Source organism: Mesorhizobium sp. M7A.T.Ca.US.000.02.2.1 (genome assembly GCF_003996995.1).
GTDB lineage: Bacteria > Pseudomonadota > Alphaproteobacteria > Rhizobiales > Rhizobiaceae > Mesorhizobium.
This window is the reverse complement of record NZ_RZTT01000088.1, coordinates 1-17,664: the sequence shown is the minus strand read 5'-3', so window position 1 is coordinate 17,664 and position 17,664 is coordinate 1. Positions and strand designations below refer to the sequence as shown.

Below are 17,664 nucleotides of genomic sequence, written 5' to 3'. Positions count from 1 at the left end.
CTTCCGGGCGGCTTCGTAACGGCGCAACGCGGCGGCATCGCCAGTCGCGCGCAGCCATTTTTTCACGCCGGTTGTTTCGACGGCGACAGCGAACGCCTCGTTGAATGCGGAATCGTCGTGCACGTAGACGCGCTGGTGGGCCAGTTCATGGAACACCAGCGCTGCAAGATAGGTTTCATCCTGGCCGAACATCGTGCTGAGCAGCGGGTCGCTCGACCAGCCAAGCGTGGAATATGCCGTGATGCCCGTCACATAGATGTCCATGCCCTGTCCCTGAAGTTCGACAGCGGTTTCAGTCGCGGACTTCCTGGAGAAATACCCCCGGTAGGGAACACAGCCGAAAACAGGGAAACACCATGTTCGCGGCGTCAGCGAAAATGCCGGCGCGGCGAAGACAGCCCATGTCACCGAATCCCGACCAATGTCGACATAGCTGCGGTAGCTGTTGTTGTCAGGCAGCGCCAGTTCATCCGTTGCGAACTGTCGTATAGCGCTCGCCGATGCCATTCGCGCGCGCAATGCCTTCGGCGTCGACGGATCCTCGATCAGTTTTCCGACATCCTGGCGCGCTGTCATGATCCGCAGATGGCCCTGCACGGATTGCGCGTAGTAGGAAATACTGGTGCAACCGGTCACGCCGGACGCCATGATTACAACGACGAGCAATCGAAAGAATGCGCGCATCACGATTTGCCCAAAGCAGTGCTCACCCGTTCCGATGGAGTCGCAATTGCCCCAGGTCGCAAGCAGTCGCATCGATTTGATCGAGGTCTATAGCTTTCTGAAGAATCCGGACAGGTGCTCATTGTGGTGACGCATGCGTCACCACGCGCAAACCGCGTCCCGCCAACCTGCAGCTGGTCAGTCCTTTCCCGCTCGCCCGAAAATCCGCGCGTAAAATTCGCCGACGATGCCGCGCCGGAAGACGAGCACGCACACCATGAAGATCAGGCCGGTGGCGATGGTCACCGGAAAGCCGGAAGTGGCAAGCGTGTTTTCCAGGCCGATGACAAGGCTGGCGCCGATGATCGGCCCGACCATGGTGCCGATGCCGCCCAGAAGCGTCATCAGGATCACCTCGCCCGACATCTGCCAGGTGACGTCGGTGAGCGTGGCGAACTGGAAAACGATCGCCTTGAGCGATCCGGCCAGCCCGGCCAGCGCCGCCGACATGACGAAAGCGCCGAGCTTGTAGTTGGCGACGGAATAGCCCAGCGAAATGGCGCGATTCTCGTTTTCGCGGATCGAGCGCAGGATCATGCCGAACGGCGAATTGACGATGCGCCAGATGGCGAAGACGCCGACGAGGAACACCGCCAGCACGAAATAATACATGTTCAGCGAGACGTTCAGGTCGAGGACGCCTAGCAGCATGCCGCGCGGCACACCTTGGATGCCATCCTCGCCTTGCGTGAACGGCGCCTGCACGCAGAAGAAGAAGAACATCTGCGACAGCGCCAGCGTGATCATGGCAAAATAGATGCCTTGCCGGCGAATGGCGAAAAAGCCCATGACAAGGCCGAGCAAGGCCGCACCCGCCATGCCGAGCAGAATGCCGGCTTCCGGCGGCCAGCCCCAGACCTTGACGGCATGCGCCGTGAAGTAGGCGGCGGCGCCGAAAAAGGTGGCGTGGCCGAACGACAGCAGCCCGGTGTAGCCGAGCAGGAGATTGAACGCACAGGCAAACAGCGCAAAGCACAGCATCTTCATCAGGAAGATCGGATAGACCAGGAAAGGCGCCACCAGCAGCGCCAGGATGCCCAGCCCGACCAGCGTCCATTCAAGCCGTGCCGAGGTTTTGGCCGATGTCTCGCGAAGCGTCAGTTCTGGCATGTCAGATGTCCCTTCCGACATGTCAGGCGTCCCTTCCGAACAGGCCGGCCGGCCGGACCAGAAGCACGATGGCCATGATGACGAAGACCACGAGGTTGGAGGCCTCAGGATAGAAGACCTTGGTCAGGCCTTCGGCAAGGCCGAGCATGTAGCCGGTGACGATGGCGCCAAGGATCGATCCCATGCCGCCGACCACGACGACGGCGAAGACGACGATGATGAGATCCGACCCCATAAGCGGGCTCACCTGATAGATCGGCGCTGCCAGAATTCCGGCAAGCCCAGCCAGCGCGGAGCCGAGGCCGTAGGTCAGGGTCAGCAGCAACGGCACGTTGACGCCGAAAGCCTGGACGAGGCGGGGATTCTCCGTCGCGGCGCGCAGGTAGGAACCGAGCCTGGTCTTCTCGATCAGCACCCAGGTTCCGAAGCAGACGATCAGCGAGGCGACGACGACCCAGCCGCGATAATTGGGCAGGAACATGAAGCCGAGATTGGTGCCTCCCGAAAGCAGTGGCGGCACCGCGTAGGGGTTTCCCGAGACGCCGTAATAGTAGCGGAAGATGCCTTCGAGCACGAGCGCGAGGCCGAAGGTGAAGAGCAGCCCGTAGAGCGGGTCGAGATCGTACAGCCGCGACAGCGCCAGGCGCTCGACCACGATGCCGAAGACACCGACGATCAGCGGCGCAAGGATCAGCGCCGGCCAGTAGCCGATGCCGAGATAGGTGAGCAGCAGATAGCCGACGAAGGCGCCGAGCATATACTGGGCGCCATGGGCGAAATTGATGACGCGCAGCAAGCCGAATATGACGGCCAGGCCCAGGCTCAGCATGGCGTAGAACGAGCCGTTGATCAGGCCGACCAGCAACTGGCCGAGGAAGGCCTGAACGGGGATGCCGAAGATCATCGTCATGGCGCCATCATACACCCAGGACTTCGTGGAGCTGCGTCATGCGGTCCGGCAACTCGCCGACCGGGAACCCTGCCACCACCTTGCCGTGCTCCATCAGATAGAAACGATCGGCGACACGGCTGGCGAAGCGGAAGTTCTGCTCGACCAGCAGGATCGTCATGCCGCGCTTTTTCAACGTCGCCAGCAACGCGCCGATGCGCTGCACGATGACGGGAGCGAGCCCCTCCGTCGGCTCGTCGAGAAGCAGCATTTTCACACCCGTTCTCAACATGCGCGCGATCGCCAGCATCTGCTGTTCGCCGCCCGACAGCCTGGTGCCGGGACTGTTGCGCCGCTCCTTCAGATTGGGGAACAGATCGAATATCTCCTCGACGCTCATGCCGCCCTCGGCCACGACCGGCGGCAGAACCAGGTTCTCGTCGACGGTCAGCGTGGCGAAAATACCGCGCTCCTCCGGCACGAAGCCGATGCCCTGATGCGCGGTGCGGTGCAGCGGCAGCCGCATCAGATCCTGGCCGTCGAAGGCGATCCCGCCGGTTCGCTTGCGGATCAGCCCCATGATGGCGCGCAGCGTCGTCGTCTTGCCGACGCCATTGCGGCCGAGCAGTGTGACCGTCTCGCCGGAAAACACTTCCAGATCGACGCCGTGCAGCGCATGGCCCTCGCCATACCAGGCGTTGAGGCCGCTGACGGCAAGCAGAGGTGCGGTACTAGTCATCGGCGGTGCCCATATAGGCGATCTTCACGCGCTCGTCGCGGCTGACCGTGGCGTAGTCGCCGGCGGCCAGCACCTCGCCGCGCTGCATGACCGTTATCCAGTCGCAAAGGTCGGCCACGACAGTCAGATTGTGCTCGACCATCAGCACGGCGCGATCCTTGGCCACCGAACGGATCAGGTCGGAAACCGTGGCCACGTCCTCGTGCCCCATGCCGGCCATCGGCTCGTCCAGCAGCAGCACTTTCGGATCGAGCGCCAGGGTCGTGGCGATCTCGAGCACGCGTTTCCTGCCATAGGAAAGGTCGCCGGCGAGCCTGTTCCTGGCATCGTCGAGACCGACCGAGCGCAGCAATTCCTCGGCACGCGGCGTCAGCCGGTCGAGCGCCGCCAGCGAGCGCCAGAACTGAACGCTGAGCCCGCCCGGCCGCTGCAGGGCGACGCGGACATTGTCGAGCACGCTGAGGTGCGGAAAAATCGCCGATATCTGGAACGAGCGCACCAGGCCCATCCGCGCGACCCTGGCCGGCGACGTGCGGGTGATGTCATGGCCAAGCAGCTCGATCCTGCCGCTGGTCGGCGCCAGGAACTTGGTGAGCAGATTGAAGACAGTCGTCTTGCCGGCGCCGTTGGGTCCGATCAGGGCATGGATGTTGCCATGGCGAACATCCAGATCGACGTTTTTCACGGCGATGAAGCCGGCAAAGTCACGCCGCAACCCGCGGGCGGAAAGCACCACAGGCGGCTCGTTTGCGCTCAGGTCAGTCGGCGCCATCGGCCGCGCCGATCACTGGCCGGCCGTCGGACAGCCGCTTTCCTTTTCGCTCAGGAAGGCCTCGTTGCCAGGAATGGTGGCGAGATATTTGTAGTAGTCCCACTCCTTGGTGCTCTCGGCTGGCGACTTGACCTGATAGAGGTACATGTCGTGGACCATGTTGCCGTCCGCCTGCACTTTGCCGTTGGTTATCGCGGCGTCGTCCACAGGCATCGAATGCAGTTGCTTGGCGACGGCTTCGGTCTCGTCCGTGCCGGCCTTGTCGATCGCTTTCAGGTACTGCGTCACCGCCGAATAGGTCGAGGCTTGGATCATGTTCGGCATGCGGTTGGTGCGCTTGAAAAAGCGCTGCCCGAATTCGCGGCTCTTGTCGTCGCGATCCCAATAATAGCCTTCGGTCAGCACAACGCCCTGCGCCGCTTGAAGGCCAAGCCCATGCACCTCGGCCAGCGTGAAAAGGAGTGCGGCAAGACGCTGACCGCCCTGCACGATGCCGAATTCGGCCGCCTGCTTGATGGAGTTGGAGGTATCGAGGCCGGCATTGGCCAGGCCGATGACCTTGGCGCCCGACGATTGCGCCTGCAGCAGGAAGGACGAATAATCGGTCGATCCCAGGGGATAACGCACCTCGCCCAGCACCTTGCCGCCATGGCTCTCGACGAACTTGGTGGTCTGATCCTTCAGCGAATAGCCGAATGCATAGTCGACGGTGACGAAGAACCAGCTGTCGCCGCCCTGCTGCACGAGAGAGCCGCCTGTCCCAACCGCTTGCGAATGAGTGTCATAGGCCCAGTGGAAGCCATAGGGCGAGCATTGTTTGCCGGTCAGCTCCGTGGTCGCCGCGCCGGTGACGATGTCGATCTTCTTCTTTTCCTTGGAAATCCCCTGGACGGCGAGCGCCACCGAAGAGGTCGTCAGTTCCATGATGGCATCGACCTGCTCGGTGTCATACCACTGCCGCGCGATGTTGGAGGCGATATCCGGTTTGTTCTGGTGGTCGGCGCTGATGATTTCTATCGGCGCTCCCTGCACCTTGCCGCCGAAATCCTCGACCGCCATCTTGGCCGCCTCGACCGACCACTTCCCGCCGAAATCGGCGTAGACGCCCGATTGGTCGTTGAGGATGCCGATCTTGACCTTGCCGTCGGAAATTTCAGCGGCCGAGGCGGGGATCGCGGATACGGCGAGAAGTGCCGCGGAAACGAAAAGGCTTACCTTCATGGTTGACTTCCTCCCATAGCGATGAATCCGACCGACCCTCCTACGATCGATCATCGCAATGGTATTGAACATGAGGAAGATAGGGACAGAGGGCAAGAGGCCGTTAGGGATTTCGTGCTCGAAGCGATACGGTTTGGCGGCGGAACGCGAGCCTTGAGCGCGAGATAGAGACACAAACACGTGAACCGCCGGCGGCAGTGCCGGCTCAGCCCTCGGCGGCGACGAGGTGGCCGTTGCCGAAATCCCTCAGCGCCAGTTTCAACGGCGCCTCGCCGATCCTGCGGGTGGCGCTCGGGATCTCCTGGTCCAGGCGGGCGAAGCGGCTTCTTCGCTTGGCTGGATCGGGCACCGGCACGGCTTCGATGAGGCGTCTGGTGTAGGGGTGGCGCGGGTTGGAAAAGACCTGGTCGCGCGTGCCCATTTCGACGATCTGGCCGAGATACATGACGGCGACGCGGTCGGAGATGTTCTCGACCACCGCCATGTCGTGCGAGATGAAGAGATAGGCGACGCCGAATTCGCGTTGCAATTCCTTCAACAGATCGAGCACACGCGCCTGCACCGAGACGTCGAGCGCCGAGACGCTTTCGTCGGCGATGATCAGCTTCGGCCGCAGCGCAAGAGCGCGTGCAATACAGACGCGCTGGCGCTGGCCGCCGGAGAATTCATGCGGATAGAGCTCCATCTGATCGGCCGACAGGCCGACGCGCTCGAACAGCGCGGCCACACGGTCACTGCGCTCTTGCTTCGAGGCAATGCCATGGATCAGCAGCGGCTCGGCGACGAGTTCGCCGACGCGCATGCGCGGGTCGAGCGAGGCGTAGGGATCCTGAAAAATCATCTGCACGTCGCGGCGCACCGCCTTACGCTCGTCGCGGCCAAGGCCGGACAGATTGCGCCCGCCAACCGCGATGTCGCCGCTGTAGGGCACCAGTCCGGCCAGCGCCTTGGCGGTGGTCGACTTGCCGCAACCGGATTCGCCGACCAGCGCCAGCGTCTCGTTGGGCGCGATCGAAAAGCTGACGCCTTCGACGGCGTGGACGCGACGGGTGACCCGGCCGAAGAAGCCGCCATGCAGGTCGAAGCGGACATGCAGGTCCTTGACCTCGGCGACATTGGCCGGCGCCGCCGCCTCGACATCCCTGGATTCCTGGCGGCCGACACCGCTGCCGATGCGCGGCACTGCGGCAAGCAGTTCGCGCGTGTAGTCGGCTTGCGGCGTGGCAAAAATGTCAGCGGTTTTTCCCTCTTCGACCATGCGGCCATGCCGCATGATGATGACGCGGTCGGCCATTTCGGCGACGACGCCCATATCGTGGGTGATCAGGATGACACTGGTGCCGTGCTGGCGCTGCAGGTCGCGCAGCAGCTCCAGCACCTCGCCCTGCACGGTGACGTCGAGGGCCGTCGTCGGCTCGTCGGCGATCAGCACGTCCGGCTCGAGCGCCAGCGCCATGGCGATCATCACCCTCTGGCGCATGCCGCCGGACAGTTCGTGCGGAAACTGCTTTAGCCGGCTTTCGGCTTCCGAAATGCGCACCGCCTTCAACGCCTCGATGGCGCGCTGACGAGCTTCGCCCTGCGACAGGCTGGTGTGTGCCTCGATGGATTCGGTGAGCTGCCGGCCGATCGACAGCACCGGGTTGAGCGAGGTCATCGGCTCCTGGAAGATCATGGCGATGCGGTCGCCGCGAATGCGCCGCATCCCGCGCTCGTCGAGAGTCGTCAGATCTGTATCGCCCAGATGGATTTTCCCAGACGATATGCGTGCCGACGGCTGCGGCAGCAATTGCATGATGGCCAGTGCGGTCATCGATTTGCCGGAGCCGGATTCACCGGCAATGCAGAGCGTCTCGCCGCGCGCCAAAGTCAGCGACAGGTCGGAGACGACCTCACGCTCGCCATCCTCACCGCGCACGCTGACGCAGAGGTTGGCGATGTCGAGGATGGGTTCGGGGGTTGAGGTCATTGCAAAGGCAAAGTTCTGAGAGGTTTATTCCGGCACGCCCCCCTCTGTCCTGCCGGACATCTCCCCCTCAAGGGGGGAGATTGGCCGTCACGTGGGCCGGCGCTCCCCCTTGCAACATTAGAGATTGGCGAAAGCCGAAGTGACATCTGATCTCCCCCCTTGAGGGGGAGATGTCCGGCAGGACAGAGGGGGGTGCAGCGCCGACTTGACATCATTCAAACACGCAGCGCGGGAAGTAGAACGACACCACCCAGTTCGGCATGTCGACGATCTCGCTGATGCGGAGATCGCCGCACACCGAGGCCAACATGTAGGCTTCGACCGGATCGATCTTGTACCTCCCGGCGAGCAGATCGACCATCTGCGCGACCGCTTCCCTGGCGCCCGCCATCAGGTCCGGGCCGATGCCGGTCGTCACCTCATAGCCCTTGGCGTCGAGATGGCGCGTCACCGGGCCTGGCGTGGTGAAGCGCGGCGTCTTCAGCCTGGCGTCCTTGACCAGATCGAGCTTGAGCACGACGTCCATCGGGCTTTCGATCGCCGTGCCGCAGACCTCGCCGTCGCCTTGCGCGGCATGGGTATCGCCGACCGAAAACAGCGCGCCCGCCACTTCCACCGGCAGGTACAGCGTGGTGCCGGCGGCGAGATCGCGAATGTCGAGATTGCCGCCGACGCGCCTTGGCGGGACCACCGAGTGGTGGCCCTTTTCCGCCAGCGCGTTGCCGATGGTGCCGGCGAAGGGTTTCAACGGCACCCGCGCATTTTTGCCGAACAGCGCCGGCTCGAGCGAGGCAGCGTCGTATTTCCAGATGTTCAGCGCCGGCTCCTTGAAATCGTCGGCGAGCAGCCCGAAACCGGGAATGTTGGCCGTCCAGCCGAAGCCGGACGGTTTGAACATCTCGATCGTCACCTTCAGCGCGTCACCCGGCTCGGCGCCCTCGACGAAAATCGGCCCGGTCACCGGATTGACGGTGGCGAAGTCGAGCCTGGCGACGTCAGCGACCGTGCTGTCGGCCTGCAACTGGCCGCCGGAGGAATCGAGGCACTGGAACTCGATGGTCGAGCCGGGCGCCACCCGCTCGGCCGGAACAAACGAATTGTCCCAGCCGAAATGATGTTGGCGCCCGTGGATGGTGTAGTCGCAGTTATTGCACATCTTTTACGTACACATTGTCGTAGTTGATCGGGATATGGACCGGGTCGACATAGAGGTTGTCGGCGCCGCCCATGCGCGCCGATTTCATGGTGAAGCGCTGCTCGTTGAAGACCGGCGCCCAGGGCGCGTCTTCCATCACCTTGTCGTAGATGGCGCTCCACATCTTGTCGCGCTCGCCGGCCTTGGCCGGGTCGACCACCGAGTCGGCCTCGGCCGCCTTGGCATCGAGATCCTTGTTGCAATACCACGACCAGTTCCAGCCGCCCGGCACCGCGCCGGCGCAGCCGAGGATCGGGCCGTAGAAGTTCGACGGATCCGGGAAGTCGGCGATCCAGGCCATGCCGCCGGACCAGATCATCGGTGCGCCGGCCTTGTCGCCGCCGGCGGCAATGACGTTTGCCTGAGCCAGCGACTGGATGCTGGCCTTGATGCCGATCGCCGCCAGATCCTGCTGGATCGCCTGAGCGATGCGCGGGTTGGGATCGGTGTTCATGGCGAACAATTGCGTGTCGAAACCATCGGGATGACCGGCCTCGGCAAGCAGCGCCTTGGCCTTGGCGACGTCATAGGGATAGCCCTTGTACTCCTTGTCGTAGCCCGGCATCGACGGCGGCAGCGGCTGGTTGGCCGGCACAGCGCGGCCGTTGATGATCTGGATGATGCGCGCCTTGTTGATCGCCATGTTGACCGCCTGACGCACCTTCACATTGTCGAACGGCGCCATGGTGGTGTTCATGGTGACATAGCCGGTGTGCAGCTGGCCGCCTTCGACGACGCGTGCCTTCTGCTCCGGATCGGCCATCACCTCCTGGAATTTTGCCGGCGGAATGCCGTCGCCGGGCACGTCGATCTCGCCCTTCTGCAGGCGCAGCAGCGCAACGATCGGCTCCTGGCCGATCTCGAAGGTGATCTTGTCCAGATGCGGCAGGCCCTTGTGCCAATAGTCCGCATTGCGCTCGAAGACGATGCGCTGGCCGAGTGTCCATTCGGCGAGCTTGAAAGCGCCGGTGCCGACCGGATGCTTGCCGAAATCGGCGCCGTATTTCTCGACCTCTTCCTTCGGCACGATATGCGAGAAGTTGATGGCCATGACATGCAGGAAGGTGGCGTCGGGCCGGGTCAGCTCGAGCTTGACCGTATAGGGATCGACGACGGTGACGCCCGAGAGGCTCTCGGCCTTGCCTGCGGCGACATCGTCATAGCCCTTGATCGAGCCGAAGAAGCCAGCGCCGGGGCTCTGGGTTTTGGGATTGGTGACGCGGTCGAGCGAATATTTCACGTCGTCGGCGGTCATCTCGCGGCCATTGTGAAATTTCACGCCATGGCGCAGCTTGAAGGTGAAGGTCTTGCCGTCGGGCGCGATCTCGTAGCTTTCGGCAAGGTCGGGCTTCAAATTGGTGGTGCCAGGTTCGTAATCCATCAGCCCGTCGAACAGGCTCTTGATCATCGACCAGTTCTGCCAGTCATACCCGATCGCCGGATCGAGCGTGGCGACATCGTCCTTGTAGGTGATGGTGATGGCGCCGCCCTGTTTGGCGTTCGGATCGACGGTGTCCTCGGCGCGAACACTTGTCATGCCGAGCATCAGCGCCAGCGCCGATGCCGCTACCGTGGATGCGAGAAACTTTTTCATTTTTATGTTCCCTTTCTCTGTCTGGTTTTCATTTTCATCTGAGCTTGATGCGGGGGTCGATGAAGGGCGCGATGACGTCGGCCAGCAGATTGCCGAGCACGATGGCGAAGGCCGAGACCAGGGTGACGCCCATGATGATCGGGATGTCCACGCGCTGGATGGCCTGCCACGCCAGCTGGCCAATGCCAGGCCAGCCGAACACGCTTTCGACGACGACAATGCCACCCATGAAGATGCCGATGTCGATGCCGATCATGGCGATGACCGGCAGGATGGCGTTGGGCAGTGCATGGCGGAACAGGATGGCTCGCCGCGCCAGGCCCTTGGCGCGGGCGGTGCGGACATAATCCTGGCGCAGAACGTCGATCATCGACGAGCGCATCATGCGGGCGTACCAGCCGGCGCCGAGTATGCCCATGGTCAGCGACGGCAACACGAGATGGCGCCAGGTGCCGTAGCCGCCGATCGGAAACCAGCTCAGCCGCACGGCAAAGACGTAGAGCAGCAGCAGGCCGACGACGAATTGCGGCGCCGAGACGCCGACGAAGGAGGCGACCATCAGCGTCTGGTCGGTGGCGGTGCCGCGCTTGACGGCGGCGATCAGGCCCATGCTCAGGCCGAGCAGCAGCTCGCACAGGATGGCGCCGACCATCAGCAACAGGCTGGCCGGCAGCCGCGAGACGATCAGCTCGGTGACCTCGGAGCGCTGGATGTAGGAGCGGCCGAGATCGCCGCTGACGAGCTTCGTGAGATAGCGCCAGTACTGGACGATGAAGGGCTGGTCGAGGCCGAGCTGCTGGCGGATGTTCTCGACCGTCTGCGGCGTGGCGCTGCGGCCGGCGATCTGGCGCACCGGGTCGGCCGGCAAGAGATAGAGCAGCGCGAAGGTGATCAGCGAGACGCCGAGCAGGATCAGCAGCGACTGGATCAGGCGGCGGCCGAGATAGGTGATCATGCCCGGCCCCTTTGCGTCGGATCGAGGATGTCGCGCAGCGCGTCGCCGATCAGGTTGAAGGCCAGCGCCAGCGCCAGGATCGCCGCGCCGGGAAAGAACACCAGCCAGGGTGCTGCCTGGAAGTAGGTCTGGTTCTCGAAGATGATGTTGCCCCAGGACGCGGTCGGCGGCTGCACGCCGATGCCGAGGAAGGAGAGCGTCGCCTCCAACAGCACCGTGGTCGAAATGCCGAGCGTGCCCCAGACGATGATGGTCGGCAGGAGATGCGGCAGGATGTGGCGAAACAGGATGCGCGGTGCGCTCGCCCCGATGGTGCGCTCGGCGTCGATGAACTCGCGTTCGGCGAGCGAAGAGGTCTCGGTGTAGATAACGCGGGCGGTCTGCACCCAGTTGACCAGGGCGATGACCATAGCGACGATCCACAGGCTCGGCTCGAACACCGCAGCCAGGCAAATGGCGAGCAGCAGTGCCGGAAACGCCATCATCAAATCGGTGAAACGCATCAGCGCGCTGCCGATCCAGCCGCGGAAATAACCCGCGGTAACACCGACCAGCGTGCCGATGAACAGCGCCACGCCATTGGCGACGATGCCGATGATCAGCGAGGTGCGGGCTCCGTAGAGGATGCGGGTCAACAGGTCGCGGCCGAGCAGGTCGGTGCCCAGCCAGAATTTTGCATCCGGCGGCAAGGGCGAGCCCTCGATGGTCAGGCCGTCGAACATCTGCTCGTTGGGATCGTAGCCTGTCAGCCATGGCGCCAGCACGGCGCCGGCAACGACAATGGCGACGATCACCAGCCCAAGCAGTGCCAGACGGCGCCTGACCAGCCGGCGCCAGACGCCGGCGCGCGGCTTGACCGGCATGCGCCCTGGCGCGGTGAGATCAGGCGCGATGGGACTGGTCATCGCCGCCTTCTTCCCCCGTTGCTTCTTCACTTGTCATGGCCACGATCCGCCGCGCGGCATCCTCGACGCTGATCTGCCAGCTCATCGCCAGCGAGCGAAGCTGCGCATAGGCGCGGCCGTCATCGGCGCCTTTCGCCAGTGCCGTCACCGCGCGCACGATGGTCTGGCGCTCGGCGACGCGCTGGCGAAGCGAGGCGATTTCGCTGGCCAGGTGTTTTCGCGCCTCGAAACTTTGCCTTGCGATCAGCAGTGCGCTGTAGACGCCGGCATTGCCGACCGGCTTCAAGAGTTGGGCGTCGGCCTTGTGCGACAATGCCCATTCGATGCGGCCGGGCGCCTCGGAGCCGATCAGCGCCACCAACGGCATCGGCGCTTCGCCCGGCTTCCACGGGAATTGCTCGTCGAAGCCGAGATCGGCGTCGAAGAAGACGAAATCGGCCGCCAGCGCCTCGGGCGGCAGTTCCGGCCAGCAGTCCAGCGTGATCAGGCCGATGGCCGACAATTGCCTGGTGATCGCCTGCACCGTCGGGTGCGGACGGTGCAGGATGAAGGCCCTGGCGCCGCCGAGATTGGGGATGCGTGGGGTTCTCGTCACGACACCACCCTCAGGCGCGGGCGGCCGAATGTTTTTGCCGGGTCGTAGCGCGACAGATACGGGTCTGGCGCGACTTCGTCCTCGCGGCTGACGACCTCGAAGAAGCCATCCGCGATGCGCCCGATGATCACCGGCAGCGTCGCGTGCTGGGAATGGGCGTCGATGGCTATCGGCCCGAGCCGGGTGGAGAAGCGGCGTTCTGCGAAGGCTCTGGAAAATTCCGCCGGACCGGCTTCGGGATTGCTGGAGAGCACGTCGGCCATCACCTGCACGGAGGCATAGGCGGAGGCCTCGAAAGACGAGGCGAAGGCGGCCGGCCGCGGCGCGAAGTACGGCCCGACCGACAGGTGCCCTTTCCCGGATTCGCCGATCGCCGGCAACTCTCCTTCGGTGAGGTTGCAGGAGATGACGGGACAGGTTTCCGGGCGGAAGGCAGGATCCTCATTCCCGAGATCGCAATAGGCCGCCAGGAAGGCGTAGGAAGAGGTGCCGATCAGGTTGTTGAGGATGAAGTTCGGCCGTGTGGCACGGATCTCCGCGATCAGCCGCGACACGTCGGTCTCGCCGATGCGCAGATAGCGTTCGCCCAGCACCTTGCCGCCGGCATCGGCGATCAGGTCGCGGGCGACGCGGTTCATCTCCCAGCCCCAGATGTAGTTCGAGCCGAGCAGGAAACCGTTGGCGCCGAAACGCGGCACGACATGCGCCATCAGCGGCACCAGATGCTGGTTGGGGCAGGCGTGCATGTAGACGACGTGCTCGTTGGCCTCGAAGCCCTCATAGGGGCAGGCGTACCAGAGCATGCCGCCCGCCTTCTCGAGCACCGGAATGGCTTCCTTGCGGCTCCACGAGGTGACGCAGCCGACGACATGGCGCGCGCTGCTGGTCCTGAAAATATCCTCGCACAGCGTCGCGTAGCGGTCCGCATTGCTTTGCGGATCGCGCTCGACCGGCACCAGTTCGATGCCTGAGCTGCGATCGGCGTTGATGTCGGCGATGGCGCGCATGGCGCCGATGCGGCACGCATCGGAGACGAGCTGATAGCTCCCCGAGCGGGAATACAGGATGCCGATCTCGATACGCCGTTTCAAACAGATCCCCAAAATGACAATGCCTCGCAGCCAGCGCCGCAAGGGCGAGGCATACGAGGCATTCTTGCCGCCCGGCGATCAGAGCCGGTATTTTGCGCTAGCGTATTCTGTCCGGCGGGTCAGTCAAGCCCTCAACGATATTTGCGTGGCCGTCATCGCTGTTTCGCTGCCGCCGGCTATCTGGCCGATCTGGCCGCCGGCCTCTGACCGTGTTGACGGGCATAGGTCACACAGGCGTCCACCGTGCTGACACAAAGCGCGTCGCGCCTGTTCGGCAAATTGTTGTCGCCGGCATAGGCAACTTCGGCGACGCGACCGTCGACCATGCGAATTTGCGTGTCGCAATAGCCGCCGGGAGCGACATTGACGGAGCCGCCGACCGCCGGGATCGCGCCTACCGCTAGAGTCGGAACCACAATGCTGAGATTGCCGCGCTGGACGATGCGCTTGTAGGTCCAGATCTGGCCCGATCGGCCGGCGTCGGCGGTGGCGGTCGGAAACCCGGCGCACATTCGAACATCGGCTTCGCTGAGGCCGACCATCTCCTTGCGGGCGGCGGCCGTCGTTGGATCAACCTTGGCGATACGCGACGCATCGTCGGGAACGACGCAGGAAGACTGGATGCCAACGAAGAGAACAGGTAGGGCAAGCTTTTGAATGCAGGAAAATATCATGCCGACCGTCAGATTGGTCCGATGTCAGATTTGCGTGGCGCCCGCCGCTCCTTTCTACCTAGGCAGACAGGCGAAGGGATCAACCCGTTCGGCTTCACGAAAAAGTGGCTGTGGCTGCAACATCGAGGATTTGCGCGTCACGGGGTCTGCATCTCACGCAGGATCAATGGCCCTGCAAGTGCTTCCGGCGCCAGGCGGCGGGCGCTTCGCCGACCCGCGCGCGAAAGAACCGTGAAAAATACGCCGGGTCGTCGAAGCCGATCTCGTAGGCGATGTCCTCCACCGTGCGTACGGTGAACAGCAGCAGACGCTTGGCCTCCAGCAGCCGCCTTTCGCTGACGACCCGCTTGACACCGGCGCCCAGCACCGCATGGGCAGCCTTGTCGAGAAGATGCGGCGTGGTGGCCAGCGCCTCGACGTAGCGATCGACCGGCCAGTTGTCGCGGAAATGCGCGTCGGCGAGCCGGCGCAGGCCCCGCGCCAGCGAATCATCGGAAGAGGCGGCGGAGGCGGTCACGCCGGGGCTGAGGCGCGCAATGTGGGAGAGTGCGACGGCGATCAGCGCCGGCAGGACCCTGTCATTGCCGGCTTGCGCCTCGGCATATTCGGCGGCGATCATCTCCAGCACCGCCGCCAGTCTCGCCCACGCTGCGTGTCGTGGCAGACCGTCGGCAAAGACCGGCCTGTCCAGCGGCAGCAGGCTGTGAGCGGCGATGGCCGCGAGCGCGCCGTCGGCGACCGAGACGACGATGGCGTCGGTGCCGGGTCCGATCGAGAAGCCATGCACGACATTGCTCGGCACGAAGCTGACGGCGGGCGCCGAAAAGTCCCAGGTCTGGTCTTCGATGCGATAGGCACCGGAGCCGCTGGTCCAGTAGGTGATCTGGCCCATCTGCGGATGTTTGTGCGCCGCGACCTGACCAAGATGGATGTTGCTGCGCGCAAGCACCGTCTCGACATGCAGAAAACCGACATCGAGCGGCCTCACCGGCTCGCCATAGACGAAGAAGTCGGGGATGGAATTCTGGCTCATGGCGCCTGAAAAAGTCCAATCGGTTTTGCCGTTCCGTCCATAACCGATGCATGTCCAAGGCGCTAGTGTTGCGACTCAAGAGGAGGACCATCATGCGATCAGAAGACTTCCGCACTGATAAGGCACGGCCGTTCACCGGGGCCGAGTATCTGGAGAGCCTGCGCGACGGCCGCGAGGTCTATATCAATGGCGAACGCATTGCCGATGTCACCACGCACCCGTCGATGCGCAATTCGGCGCGGTCGCTGGCGCGCCTCTACGATGCGCTGCATGATCCCCTGCGACGGGACACGCTGACCTCGCCGACCGACACCGGCTCGGGCGGCTACACCCACAAATATTTCCGCGTCGCCAAATCCTCTGGCGAACTCGCCGCCCAGCAGACGGCGATCGCCGAGTGGTCACGCATGTCCTATGGCTGGATGGGGCGCACGCCCGACTACAAGGCGGCGCTGATGAACACGCTCGGCGCCAATGCCGACTGGTACGGGCCGTTCAGGGACAATGCACTGTCCTGGCACAGGCGTGCCCAGGAAGCCGCACTGTTCATGAACCATGCCATCGTCAATCCGCCGATCGACCGCCACAAGCCGGCCGAACAGGTGAAGGACGTCTTCGTCCACATCACCAAGGAGACGGATGCCGGCATCTACGTCTCCGGCGCCAAGGTGGTGGCGACGTCCTCGGCGCTGACGCACTATAACTTCCTGGCGCAGGGATCGGCGACGGTCACCGAAGATCCGTCGCTGTCGGTGATGTTCATCGTGCCGATGAATGCGCCGGGGATAAAGATGTTCTGCCGCGTCTCCTACGAGCAGACGGCCAACACGGTGGCGGCGCCCTTCGACTATCCGCTGTCGTCGCGCTTCGACGAGAACGACGCGATCCTGGTGCTCGACAATGTCTTCATCCCCTGGGAGGACGTTCTGGTGCTGCGCGACGCGCAGAAAATCCTGTCCTTCCATCCGGCATCCGGCTTCATGCATGGCTACTGCTTCCAGGGCTGCACGCGCTTCGCCGTCAAGCTCGATTTCCTCGCCGGCCTGCTGGCCAAGGCGCTGCGCGCCACGGGCGGCGATGCTTTCCGCGGCAACCAGGCGGCACTGGGCGAGGTCATCGCGCTCAGGCACATGTTCTGGAGCTTTTCCAACGCCATGGCCTACAACCCGATCCCGTGGGCGAATGGCGCGGTGCTGCCCAATCTGGAAGCCGCGCTCGCCTACCGCACCTTCATGTCGGAAGCCTATCCGCGCGTCATCGACACCGTGCGCCGGGTGATCGCGTCCGGGCTGATCTACCTGCCGTCGTCGGTGCGCGACTTCAACAACCCCGAGATCGACAGATATCTGGCGCAATATGTGCGTGGCTCCAACGACATGGGCCACATCGAGCGCATCAAGATCATGAAGCTTTTGTGGGACGCGACCGGCACCGAGTTCGGCGGCCGCCACGCGCTCTACGAGCTCAACTATGCCGGCGCGCCGGAAGAGGTGCGGCTGCAGGTGCTGAAAGGCGCTGAACGCGGCGGGCGGCTGAAGGCGATGGAAGAGCTCGTCGACACCTGCATGGCCGACTATGACGAGAATGGCTGGACGGGCGATACCTGGTTCAATCCGCTTGTCTCAACGGCCGAGTGAAACCAGATGGCCACGCAGATTTCGAAAGCCGATTTCCGCGACGCCATGGCGAGGGTCTGCGCGCCGGTTAACATCGTCACCACCGATGGCCCGGCAGGGCGCGGCGGCTTCACCGCCACCGCCATGTGCAGCGTCTCCGACGAGCCGCCGACGCTGCTGGTGTGCATGAACGGGCGCTCGACGCAGGCCGCCATGTTCCTGTCCAACCAGCGCTTCTGCGTCAACGTGCTGACGCATGACCACATGCATCTGGCGGGAAAATTCGCTGGCGCGGCCAGGGACATGGAGGCACGCTATGCCTCGGCGCGCTGGCAGACGCTGACCTCCGGCACGCCGGCACTCTCGGATGCGATCGTCAATTTCGATTGCGAGATCGAGACTGTACATGTCGTCGGCACGCACAATGTCATGATCGGCCGCGTCATCGACGTCCGGCACGGCAGCGACGGCTCGGCCCTGCTCTATGTCGACCGCAGCTATACGCAGCCGACGCGGCTGGGCAGCTTTGGCGGGTGAAGCCGGGCGTCAGACGGTTTGGTGGCGGGAAGGCCTCCGCCTATCC

Annotated in this window: 17 protein-coding genes; 2 read left to right on the top strand and 15 right to left on the bottom strand. The window is 63.8% G+C overall.

Going from position 1 to position 17,664, the window contains the following annotated elements; translation table 11 throughout:
- From EOD15_RS11260 to EOD15_RS11185, 15 genes are all read right to left on the bottom strand, one after another.
- A partial coding sequence (locus tag EOD15_RS11260; protein ID WP_185928991.1) for an aminopeptidase occupies positions 1-684 on the bottom strand: 684 nt, incomplete at its 3' end.
- A 177-nt stretch (positions 685-861) separates the two neighbouring features.
- Positions 862-1,833, bottom strand: a complete 972-nt coding sequence (locus EOD15_RS11255) for a branched-chain amino acid ABC transporter permease (protein ID WP_127380925.1) — start codon at positions 1,831-1,833, stop codon at positions 862-864.
- A gap of 22 nt (positions 1,834-1,855) precedes the next feature.
- On the bottom strand, positions 1,856-2,743 hold the full coding sequence (locus EOD15_RS11250; RefSeq protein WP_127321083.1) for a branched-chain amino acid ABC transporter permease: 888 nt from the start codon (positions 2,741-2,743) through the stop codon (positions 1,856-1,858).
- 7 nt (positions 2,744-2,750) lie between these two features.
- Complete coding sequence (locus EOD15_RS11245) at positions 2,751-3,461, bottom strand: ABC transporter ATP-binding protein (RefSeq protein WP_127321082.1); 711 nt, start codon at positions 3,459-3,461, stop codon at positions 2,751-2,753.
- Positions 3,454-4,233 (bottom strand): ABC transporter ATP-binding protein, encoded by a 780-nt coding sequence (locus tag EOD15_RS11240; RefSeq protein ID WP_127267607.1) that lies wholly within the window; start codon positions 4,231-4,233, stop codon positions 3,454-3,456. Before EOD15_RS11240 ends, EOD15_RS11245 begins: the two co-directional genes overlap by 8 nt.
- 12 nt (positions 4,234-4,245) lie before the next feature.
- Positions 4,246-5,454, bottom strand: a complete 1,209-nt coding sequence (locus tag EOD15_RS11235; RefSeq protein ID WP_127321081.1) for an ABC transporter substrate-binding protein — start codon at positions 5,452-5,454, stop codon at positions 4,246-4,248.
- Between the two features lie 205 nt (positions 5,455-5,659).
- Positions 5,660-7,423 (bottom strand): ABC transporter ATP-binding protein, encoded by a 1,764-nt coding sequence (locus EOD15_RS11230; protein ID WP_127321080.1) that lies wholly within the window; start codon positions 7,421-7,423, stop codon positions 5,660-5,662.
- Between the two features lie 211 nt (positions 7,424-7,634).
- Complete coding sequence (locus tag EOD15_RS11220; protein ID WP_127321079.1) at positions 7,635-8,579, bottom strand: acetamidase/formamidase family protein; 945 nt, start codon at positions 8,577-8,579, stop codon at positions 7,635-7,637.
- On the bottom strand, positions 8,569-10,212 hold the full coding sequence (locus EOD15_RS11215; protein ID WP_127408485.1) for an ABC transporter substrate-binding protein: 1,644 nt from the start codon (positions 10,210-10,212) through the stop codon (positions 8,569-8,571). Before EOD15_RS11215 ends, EOD15_RS11220 begins: the two co-directional genes overlap by 11 nt.
- A 34-nt stretch (positions 10,213-10,246) precedes the next feature.
- Positions 10,247-11,167, bottom strand: a complete 921-nt coding sequence (locus EOD15_RS11210) for an ABC transporter permease (RefSeq protein ID WP_127322991.1) — start codon at positions 11,165-11,167, stop codon at positions 10,247-10,249.
- Entirely contained in the window at positions 11,164-12,030 is an 867-nt protein-coding gene (locus EOD15_RS11205) for an ABC transporter permease (RefSeq protein WP_206516809.1), read from the bottom strand. Before EOD15_RS11205 ends, EOD15_RS11210 begins: the two co-directional genes overlap by 4 nt.
- Before the next feature lie 19 nt (positions 12,031-12,049).
- Positions 12,050-12,667, bottom strand: coding sequence for an ANTAR domain-containing protein (locus tag EOD15_RS11200; RefSeq protein WP_127268207.1), 618 nt, complete (start codon positions 12,665-12,667; stop codon positions 12,050-12,052).
- Entirely contained in the window at positions 12,664-13,758 is a 1,095-nt protein-coding gene (locus EOD15_RS11195) for a transporter substrate-binding protein (RefSeq protein ID WP_127321739.1), read from the bottom strand. Before EOD15_RS11195 ends, EOD15_RS11200 begins: the two co-directional genes overlap by 4 nt.
- A 176-nt stretch (positions 13,759-13,934) precedes the next feature.
- Positions 13,935-14,432, bottom strand: coding sequence for a hypothetical protein (locus tag EOD15_RS11190; RefSeq protein WP_127321740.1), 498 nt, complete (start codon positions 14,430-14,432; stop codon positions 13,935-13,937).
- A 163-nt stretch (positions 14,433-14,595) separates the two neighbouring features.
- Positions 14,596-15,465, bottom strand: coding sequence for a helix-turn-helix domain-containing protein (locus EOD15_RS11185; protein ID WP_127321741.1), 870 nt, complete (start codon positions 15,463-15,465; stop codon positions 14,596-14,598).
- A gap of 92 nt (positions 15,466-15,557) precedes the next feature.
- Here EOD15_RS11185 and EOD15_RS11180 point away from each other — a divergent pair, with 92 nt between their 5' ends.
- A complete protein-coding gene (locus tag EOD15_RS11180) occupies positions 15,558-17,102 on the top strand; it encodes a 4-hydroxyphenylacetate 3-hydroxylase N-terminal domain-containing protein (protein WP_127321742.1) in 1,545 nt (514 codons plus the stop codon).
- Between the two features lie 6 nt (positions 17,103-17,108).
- Positions 17,109-17,618, top strand: a complete 510-nt coding sequence (locus EOD15_RS11175; RefSeq protein ID WP_127321743.1) for a flavin reductase — start codon at positions 17,109-17,111, stop codon at positions 17,616-17,618.
- The last annotated feature ends 46 nt before the right edge of the window (positions 17,619-17,664 follow it).

Excerpts from the sequence above, each read along its gene's own strand:
- EOD15_RS11255 (WP_127380925.1), bottom strand. The coding sequence starts at position 1,833 with ATGCCAGAACTGACGCTTCGCGAGACATCGGCCAAAACCTCGGCACGG.
- EOD15_RS11250 (WP_127321083.1), bottom strand. The coding sequence starts at position 2,743 with ATGACGATGATCTTCGGCATCCCCGTTCAGGCCTTCCTCGGCCAGTTG.
- EOD15_RS11245 (WP_127321082.1), bottom strand. The coding sequence starts at position 3,461 with ATGACTAGTACCGCACCTCTGCTTGCCGTCAGCGGCCTCAACGCCTGG.
- EOD15_RS11240 (WP_127267607.1), bottom strand. The coding sequence starts at position 4,233 with ATGGCGCCGACTGACCTGAGCGCAAACGAGCCGCCTGTGGTGCTTTCC.
- EOD15_RS11235 (WP_127321081.1), bottom strand. The coding sequence starts at position 5,454 with ATGAAGGTAAGCCTTTTCGTTTCCGCGGCACTTCTCGCCGTATCCGCG.
- EOD15_RS11230 (WP_127321080.1), bottom strand. The coding sequence starts at position 7,423 with ATGACCTCAACCCCCGAACCCATCCTCGACATCGCCAACCTCTGCGTC.
- EOD15_RS11220 (WP_127321079.1), bottom strand. The coding sequence starts at position 8,579 with ATGTGCAATAACTGCGACTACACCATCCACGGGCGCCAACATCATTTC.
- EOD15_RS11215 (WP_127408485.1), bottom strand. The coding sequence starts at position 10,212 with ATGAAAAAGTTTCTCGCATCCACGGTAGCGGCATCGGCGCTGGCGCTG.
- EOD15_RS11210 (WP_127322991.1), bottom strand. The coding sequence starts at position 11,167 with ATGATCACCTATCTCGGCCGCCGCCTGATCCAGTCGCTGCTGATCCTG.
- EOD15_RS11205 (WP_206516809.1), bottom strand. The coding sequence starts at position 12,030 with ATGCCGGTCAAGCCGCGCGCCGGCGTCTGGCGCCGGCTGGTCAGGCGC.
- EOD15_RS11190 (WP_127321740.1), bottom strand. The coding sequence starts at position 14,432 with ATGATATTTTCCTGCATTCAAAAGCTTGCCCTACCTGTTCTCTTCGTT.
- EOD15_RS11185 (WP_127321741.1), bottom strand. The coding sequence starts at position 15,465 with ATGAGCCAGAATTCCATCCCCGACTTCTTCGTCTATGGCGAGCCGGTG.
- EOD15_RS11180 (WP_127321742.1), top strand. The coding sequence starts at position 15,558 with ATGCGATCAGAAGACTTCCGCACTGATAAGGCACGGCCGTTCACCGGG.
- EOD15_RS11175 (WP_127321743.1), top strand. The coding sequence starts at position 17,109 with ATGGCCACGCAGATTTCGAAAGCCGATTTCCGCGACGCCATGGCGAGG.